Genomic DNA, 8158 nt, shown 5'->3' with positions numbered 1-8158 from the left:
GCAGCTTGCACCGGGGTGCAAGCAAGGGCCAGCGCGCAGAAATCGCCCGATTTCACTCCAACCCATAGGGACAGGGGTTTTGCGGGCGGCCTGCGTTGTTGCAAATCCTCGCAATAGCACGGCTATTGCTGCGGTGTTGCGCCTAGCATCCCATCCCGCAAAACCACTGTCGCGGCGCGAGAAGACCTTGAACAGGTTCTATACCCTTGAGTACTTTGGCGGCATCATGCTTGTCGCCCGCCTGCGCCAGCGAGAGCGCAAAGCCAAACAGACGCTGGACATCTGCAGGCAAGGCCATCAAGTCCTTGCGGCTGCTACCGATCCACTCAAGCGGTTTTTCATCTGGGGACATCCTCTGAATATGCATGAAAAGGTATAAAGAGTCAATCAGTACCTCATACGGTCATGCATCAAGCCTTCTAGCCATACCCGTGAATAAAAACCAAAAAACGCAGCATGAAGCTGCGTTCTCACATGCGAAAGCCCCACACGCCCCCGCCCCAGCAGCGGCGCGCGAGCCTCTCTATCAGCAGTCGCCCACGCGCTTGCTGGTCACCGTGGTGGTCATCCCCTGACCGCCCATGTCCATCTTGCTGGTGACGGTGTTCTCGGTGGGCGAGACGTAGACGGCTTCGAGGTCCATGCTCATCTTGCCGTCGCCGCAGCTAAAGCGCATCGATTCCTTGTTGCCATCGCTCTTGACGTCGGCGGGGCTGCAGCCTGGCATGTTCTTCAGCTGCGCATCGGCCAGCGATTGCAAGGTCTTGCCCGCCATCTCGGGGGTGATGCACATCTCTTGCACCAGCTTGCCGCCTTCGACCTTGGCATTGTCCAGGTTGGCGGCCTTCTTCTGCTCTGGCGTCATGGTCTTGAAGGCCTGCTCCATGCCAGCCAGCGCCTGCTGGCCCATGGGGCCGCTCATCTCGGTGACGGCCTGCCACTTGCCCGGCTGCACCTTGGGTGCCGCCGCAGCGGGTGCCGGAGCCGGGGCTGCAGCAGGCGCCGCTGCCGGAGCGGCTGCTGGCGGGCTGCTGGGCGTGTCTTCCTTCTTGCTGCAGCCGATCAGTCCGGCACACACGACCACGGCCACGACGGCCATTCCTGTTAGTTTTTCCATGTTGTATCTCCTCATTGCGGCACGGCACGGGCATGCGGCGTGCGACGCGTTGCCCTCCCCATGAGCACAAGCGCGTGGCCGCAGTGTATCGATCCAAGGCGTAGAAATGGTTACCAATTGCGTTTCCGGCAGCGCCCCACCACGCGCGCCGAGCCGGTCTGCAGAGCCATTCTGGCGCTTCCGCCCCGCTGGGCGACTGCGGCACTACAGAATGTAAACAAGCATAAAATACCGCGAATAATTCTTATTCATAACATTCCATGCGTTCTTCATTCAGCTGGACACTGGCGCTGCTGGCCGGTTTGCTCAGCGGCCCTGCCCTTGCCCAAACGCCCGCTGCCGCGCCTGCAGCGACCACCACGGCTCCCGAAGCCACCGACGCCCGCCAGCTCTGGCAGCTGCTGGACTATGTCGCCGTCGACTATGGCGGCGCGGTCGAGAATGGCCAGATTGCCAGCGAAGGCGAGTATGCCGAGATGCTGGACTTCAGCGCCAATGCGCTGCAGCAGGCGGGGGCCCTGCCTGCGCATGCCGACAAGGCCCGGGTGACGGCCCTGGTTGGCCAACTGCGTGCGGCCGTGCAGGCCAAGGCGTCTGCCGATGAGGTGGCCCAGCTGGCCCACCAGGCGGCCCAGTTGCTGGTGGCGGCCTACCCGATGCCCGTCTCCCCGGCGAAGGCTCCCGATATAAAAAAAGGCTCTCAACTCTTTCAGCAAATCTGTGCAAGTTGCCATGGCGCCACCGGCGGTGGCGATGGCCCTGCGGCGCAAGGTCTGGATCCGCAGCCGATTGCGTTCAGCGATGCCCAGCGCGCCAATGCCCGCAGCCTGATGGCCTTGTACCAGGTGACCTCGCAAGGCGTGGAAGGCACGTCGATGGTGGCCTTTGGCGCACTGCCCGACGACGACCGCTGGGCACTGGCCTACTTTGTCGGCGGCCTGTCGTACAACGACGAACTGCGCGCCACCGGCAAGGCGCTGTGGCAGAGCGATGCAGGCCTGCGCGCCCGCTTTGCCGATCTGGCCGCCCTCAGCACCACCACCGCGCAAAGCCTGACTCCGGCGATGCCGATCGAACAGGCCCGCGCGGTGCTGGCCTATCTGCGCGCCAACCCCGAGGTCATCAGCGAAGGCAAGGCCAGCGGCGTGGCGCTGTCACGCCAGCGCCTCGCGCAAAGCCTGGTGGCCCTCAAGGCCGGTGACCGCAACCAGGCGATGAAGCTGGCCCTGTCTGCCTACCTGGACGGCTTTGAGCCGCTGGAGCCCACCATTGCCGCGCGCAACAAGACCTTGATGACCCAGGTCGAATCGGCCATGGTGCAGTACCGTGCCACAGTGGCCAGCGGCACGGTGCAGCAGGCCGAGGCCGCTGCCCGGCAGTTGCAGACCATGTTTGACCAGGTCGAGGCCGAGCTGAACGCAGGCGCGTCGGACGCCACCGCCACCTTTGTCGGCGCGCTCACCATCTTGCTGCGCGAAGGGCTGGAGGCCTTGCTGATCGTCATCGGCATGGTGGCGCTGCTGCGCAAGGCCGGCCGCCAGGATGCGCTGCGCTATGTGCATGCCGGCTGGAGCTCGGCCCTGGTCGCCGGCGGCCTGACCTGGGCCGCCGCCACCTACCTGGTGGAGATCAGCGGCGCCAGCCGCGAGGTGACCGAGGGCCTGGGCTCGGTCGTGGCAGCGCTGGTGCTGCTGAGCGTGGGCCTGTGGATGCACAGCAAGAGCAGCGCCGGCCGCTGGCAAAGCTATTTGAGCGAGAAGCTCTCGGCCAGCATGGGCCAGGGCTCCATGTGGGGCCTGTTCGCGCTGGCCTTTATCTCCGTTTACCGCGAGGTGTTCGAGACCGTGCTGTTCTTCTCGGCCCTGGCCTCGGACGGTCACCACGCCGCGCTGCTGGGCGGCGGCCTGGCTGCGGTGGCGATCCTGGCGGTGATCGCCTTGGTGCTGCTGCGCACCAGTGCCCGCATGCCCGTGGGCCGCTTCTTCTCGGCCACCTCGATCCTGGTGGCCGTGCTCGCCGTCGTGCTGGTGGGCAAGGGCGTGTCCTCGCTGCAAGAGGCCGGCTGGGTCAGCGCCACGCCGCTGGCCGCGCCCCGCATCGAGCTGCTGGGCATGTTCCCCACGGTGGAGACCCTGCTGGCCCAGGCCCTGGTGCTCGCGCTGGTGGTGTTTGGCTTTGCCTACAACCGCGCTGCGGCGCGCAAGGCGCTGGGCGTCCAGAAATAAGCACCGCCTCATCGGCTGCCAGACCTCGCCCGGGTGCAGACCCTGGCGAGGTCTTTTTCTTTGACCGGCGCAGCGCGCAGCGACTACCATCGGCAGGGTTACCGCGATCTCTCCATCCCTCCCCCCACCATGCGCATCATTCACACCTCGGACTGGCATCTGGGCCAGCATTTCATGGGCCAAAGCCGCCAGGCAGAGCACAGTGCGCTGATCGACTGGCTGCTGGAACAGGTGGCGGCGCAAGCCGCCGATGCGGTGCTGATCGCAGGCGATATCTTTGACACCGGCGCGCCACCCAGCTACGCCCGCGCGCTCTACAACCGCCTGGTCGCGCGCCTGCACCAGGCCGGTGTCGCGCTGCTGGTGCTGGGCGGCAACCATGACTCGGTCGCGGTGCTGGAAGAGAGCCAGGGACTGCTCCAAGCGCTGGGCACCCAGGTGATTGCCGCCACCGGCGCTGCCGAGCAGCATGTGCGCATCCTGCCGCTGCGCGATGGCACCCCTGGCTGCATCGTCTGCGCGCTGCCCTTCATCCGCCCCCGCGATGTGCTGCAAAGCCAGGCCGAGCAAAGCGCGCAGGACAAACAGCTGGCCTTGCAGCAGGCGATACAGGCCACCTACCAGCAGGTGTATGCGGCGGCACTGCACCAGCAGGCGGCGCTGCAGGCCAGCCTGGGGCGGCAGTTGCCCATCATTGCCACCGGCCACCTCACCACCGTGGGCGCGAGCAGCAGCGAATCGGTGCGCGAGATCTATGTCGGCGCGCTGGAGGCCTTTCCGACCCAGGCCTTTCCGCCGGTGGATTACATCGCGCTGGGCCATATCCACCAGCCGCAGACAGTGGGCGGACTGGCGCACATCCGCTACAGCGGCTCGCCGATCGCGCTGGGTTTTGACGAGGCACGCCAGACCAAACAGATGCTGCTGGTGGAACTGGGCGCACCAGGGCTGCAGTCGGTGACGGCCCTGCCTGTGCCGGTGTTCCAGCCCATGATGGCATTGCGCAGCAGCCTGGCGGCCTTGCCCGCCGCGCTCAAGCAAGCCACTGCGCTGGCCCAGGCCGACAAAAAGGTGTGGCTGGACATCACGATCGAAGAAGATGACTACCTGGCCGACCTGCCGCTGCGCGTGCAGGCACTCGCCGACGGCTTGCCGCTGCAGCTGCTGCGGGTCAAAAGGCTGCGCGGTCGGGCAGCAGCACAGTGGAGCGGCCCGGCCGCCGAGGCGCTGGATGCGCTGAGCCCTGCACAGGTGTTCGAGCGCCGCCTGGCGCTGGAAACCATGGACGCCGAGCTGCAGCAGGCGCTGACCACGCGCTACCAGAGCGTGCTGCAGTCGCTGGTCAACCCCAGCGGGGAGCCGCTATGAAGATACGCAGCCTGCGCCTCAAGAACCTGAACTCGCTCAAAGGCGAGTGGCGCATCGATTTCACCGCAGCGCCCTTTGCCGACAACAGCCTGTTTGCGATCACCGGCCCGACGGGTGCCGGCAAATCGACCTTGCTCGATGCGATCTGCCTGGCGCTCTACCACCAGACACCCCGGCTGGCGACCATCAGCGCGGGCAGCAACGACCTGATGACGCGCCACACGGCAGACTGCCTGGCCGAGGTGGAGTTCGAGGTCAAGGGCACCGTCTACCGCGCATTCTGGAGCCAGCGCCGTGCCCGCGACAAGGCCAGCGGCGCGCTGCAAGGGCCCAGGGTAGAGCTGGCGCGCGTGGCCGATGGCGAAATCCTGAGCACCCACAGCAGCGACAAACTGCGCCAGATGGCCGAGATCACCGGGCTGGATTTTCAGCGCTTTACCAAATCGATGCTGCTGGCCCAGGGCGGGTTTGCGGCCTTTTTAGAGGCCAAGGCGAATGAGCGCGCCGAGCTGCTCGAGGAGCTGACCGGCACCGACATCTACAGCCAGATATCGCAAACCGTGTTTGAGCGCGCCCGCGATGCCCGCCAGGCGCTGGAGCGTGACAAGGCCCAGGCGGGCGCTGTGCAGCTGCTGCCCGAGGCCGAGCGCGCGCAATTGCAGGCCGACGCACAGCAACTGCAGGATGCACTGGCCACACTGCAAACCCGCCATGCCGCGCTGCAAGCCCTGCAGCACTGGCAGCAGCAAACCGCACAAGCGGCGCAGGCACAGCAACAGGCCCAGGTGCGCCTGCAACAAGCCCAGCAAGAACTGCAGGATGCCGCCCCCGATCTGCAGCGTCTGCAGGCCCATGGCCCTGCGCAGGCGATTGCTCCACTGCATGCAGCCTGGCAGCAGGCGCAAGCGGCCACTGCTGCAGGCCAGGCCGTACTGGCCCCCTTGCAGGGCCGTCTGGCCGATGCCCACAGCCGCCAGTGGCAGCTGCAGCAGCATGCCAGCACGCTGGCGCTGCATGCCCAGCAGCAGGCCGAGCAGGCACTCCAGCAGCTGCAAAACCAGCAGAGCGATCTGCAGCACTGGCTGCAGCAGCACCAGGCCCTTGCCGCGCTGGGCGACCAGCTGAGCGGTTGGCGCGAGCAGCTGGCGCAGCGCCAGCAGCAGCAGCGCCAGTTGGCGAAAGAGCAAGCCATGCTGCAGCAAGCCCGGGAACAAGGCCAGTTGCTGCAGCGGCAGATGGCGGCACAGGCCACCCATCTGCAACAGGCCCAAGCCGCGCAGCAGCAGGCGGATGCCGCAGTGCACGAGGCGCAGACCGCGCTACAAAGCCGCTTGGCGCCCTATGGCGGCAGCCTGGGCCAGTTGCGCAGCCACTGGCAGACCGCCCAGCAGCACCAGCAAGCCTGGCAGCAGTTGCTGCAACACGTGCAGCAACGCCCACCGCTGGCGCGGGATGCAGAGCAGCTGGGCGATGCGCTGCAGGCCTGCGCCGCACCGCTGGCCCAGCAGCAGGCCACGTTGGCTGCACTGCGCAGCCAGTACAAAGCGCAGAAGGAGCGGGTGAGCGACAAACAGCGCCTGTTGGCGCAAGAAGAGCGCATCCAAAGCCTGGAAGCCCATCGCCAGGCCCTGCAGCCGGGCGAAGCCTGCCCCCTGTGCGGCGCCCATGAACACCCGGCGATTGCTGCCTATGCTGCGCTCGATGTATCAGCCACCGCCGCCGCGCTGCAGAGCGCGCAGGCCGAGCTGGAAGTGCTGCAGCACCAGGGCGAGCAGCTTAGCGCCGCGCATGCAGCGGCCCAGAATCAGCAGGCCAGTCTGCAGGCCCAATTAACGGCGGCCGAGCAACGGCTGGATGCATGGCAACAGCAATGGCAGACCCTGTGCAACGCCATGGTCCCGCCCCTCGCCGCATCTGCCTGGCAGCAGCCGCAAACCCTCGCAGAGGCACAGCAAGCCAGCGCCGCGCAAGCCGCCCAGTTGCAACAGGGCTTGGCCGCAGCCGAAGCTGCTGAGCAAGCGCTGCAGCGCGCCAAAGACGGCGCCCATGCCGCGGCCCAGACCCTGCAAGGGGCGCAGCATGCGCAAGCGCGCCTGCAGCAGACCCAGCAAGACAACAGCAACCAGCAGCAACGCCTGGCCCAGGCTGTAGCGGATGTGCAAGCGCTGGTCGATGCGGCCGAGGCCGCGTTGCAATCCAGCCTCACCCCGCTGGGCCTGGCGATGCCACCCGCCGACGGCCACGATGCCTGGTTACAGGCCCGCCAGCAGGAATGGCGGCAGTGGCAACAGCACCATACGCAGCTGCACACCGTCGCCCAGCAGCTGGGGCTGCAACAGCTCCAGGCGAGCCAGTGCGCGCAAGAGGCCCGGCAATGGCAGCAGCGCCTGGCGCAATCGCCGCCACCGGCGCAGATGGGTGCCGCGGCCATCGCGCTGCCCGCCACGCTGGCCGATTGCGCCGCACTGCTGGAACAGACCCGCCAAGCGCTGGCCAGCCTTGACGGCCAGACCCGGCAAGCGGGCCAGCAACTCGAGCAGCTGCAGTCGGCACAAGCACTGGCCCTGGCGGCTTGGGACCAGGGCTTGCAGGCGAGCCCCTTTGCCGATGCACAGGCCTTTGCGCACGCATTGTTGCCACCGGGCGAGCTGGAGCGGCTCACCCAGCAGCGCGATGGCCTGCAGCTGGCGCTGCAACGCGCCAGCACGGTGGCCGAGGAAGCGGCGCAACACCACCAGCAACTGCAGGCCCAGGCCCTGACCGGTGAAACACCCGAGGCGCTGGACGCGCAATGGCAGGCCTTGGAAGCAGAGCGCAACCAGACGGCTGAGCGCATGGGCGCCTACCGCGCGCGCCTGGCCGATGACGACCAGCGCCGCAGCGGCCAGCAGGCCTTGCTGGCGCAGATCGCGGCGCAGGAGCGCGACAGCGAGCTGTGGCAACGGTTGGATGGGCTGATCGGCTCGGCCAAGGGCGACAAGTACCGCAAGTTTGCCCAGGGCCTGACTCTGGACCATTTGCTGGCCCTGGCCAACGGCCATCTGGCGCGGCTGCATGGCCGCTACCTGCTGCAGCGCAAGAGCACCGGCGAGCTGGAGCTCGATATCGTCGACAGCTGGCAAGGCGATGTCGCGCGCGATACCCGCACCTTGTCGGGGGGCGAGGCCTTTCTGGTCAGCCTGGCACTGGCGCTCGCGTTGTCGGACCTGGTCAGCAGCAAGACCTCGATCGATTCGCTGTTCCTGGATGAGGGCTTTGGTACGCTGGACGGCGACACACTGGAAGTGGCATTGACGGCGCTGGACACGCTCAACGCCAGCGGCAAGATGATCGGCATCATCAGCCATGTGGAGGCGCTCAAGGAGCGCATTCCGGCGCAGATCCGGGTGGAGAAGGGGGCGGGAATTGGCTACTCGCGCCTGGAGCTCCACCGCTGAGCGCTGGGCAG

General features: G+C 66.8%; 4 protein-coding genes and 1 pseudogene. 3 read left to right on the top strand and 2 right to left on the bottom strand.

Annotated elements, in window-relative coordinates:
- Positions 1 to 202: 202 nt before the first annotated feature.
- Positions 203 to 352 (bottom strand): annotated as a pseudogene (locus ACHWUQ_RS03520) (type II toxin-antitoxin system RelE/ParE family toxin); the annotation flags it as partial.
- Positions 353 to 526: 174 nt separating this feature from the next.
- Positions 527 to 1117, bottom strand: a complete 591-nt coding sequence (locus tag ACHWUQ_RS03515; RefSeq protein ID WP_312530373.1) for a DUF3617 family protein — start codon at positions 1115 to 1117, stop codon at positions 527 to 529.
- Positions 1118 to 1377: 260 nt separating this feature from the next.
- Here ACHWUQ_RS03515 and ACHWUQ_RS03510 point away from each other — a divergent pair, with 260 nt between their 5' ends.
- The 3 genes from ACHWUQ_RS03510 to ACHWUQ_RS03500 all read left to right on the top strand — a co-directional run bounded on the left by ACHWUQ_RS03510 (position 1378) and on the right by ACHWUQ_RS03500 (position 8147).
- Positions 1378 to 3342, top strand: a complete 1965-nt coding sequence (locus ACHWUQ_RS03510; protein WP_394680360.1) for a cytochrome c/FTR1 family iron permease — start codon at positions 1378 to 1380, stop codon at positions 3340 to 3342.
- A 129-nt stretch (positions 3343 to 3471) separates the two neighbouring features.
- Positions 3472 to 4710 (top strand): exonuclease subunit SbcD, encoded by a 1239-nt coding sequence (gene sbcD, locus ACHWUQ_RS03505; RefSeq protein WP_394680359.1) that lies wholly within the window; start codon positions 3472 to 3474, stop codon positions 4708 to 4710.
- Entirely contained in the window at positions 4707 to 8147 is a 3441-nt protein-coding gene (locus tag ACHWUQ_RS03500; RefSeq protein WP_394680358.1) for an AAA family ATPase, read from the top strand. The genes sbcD and ACHWUQ_RS03500 overlap by 4 nt, the downstream gene beginning before the upstream one ends.
- The last annotated feature ends 11 nt before the right edge of the window (positions 8148 to 8158 follow it).

This window comes from uncultured Comamonas sp. (assembly GCF_964277875.1).
Lineage (GTDB): Bacteria > Pseudomonadota > Gammaproteobacteria > Burkholderiales > Burkholderiaceae_C > Comamonas > Comamonas sediminis.
Note: the sequence above shows the minus strand (reverse complement) of the source record. Positions and strands in the feature narration are given on the sequence as shown.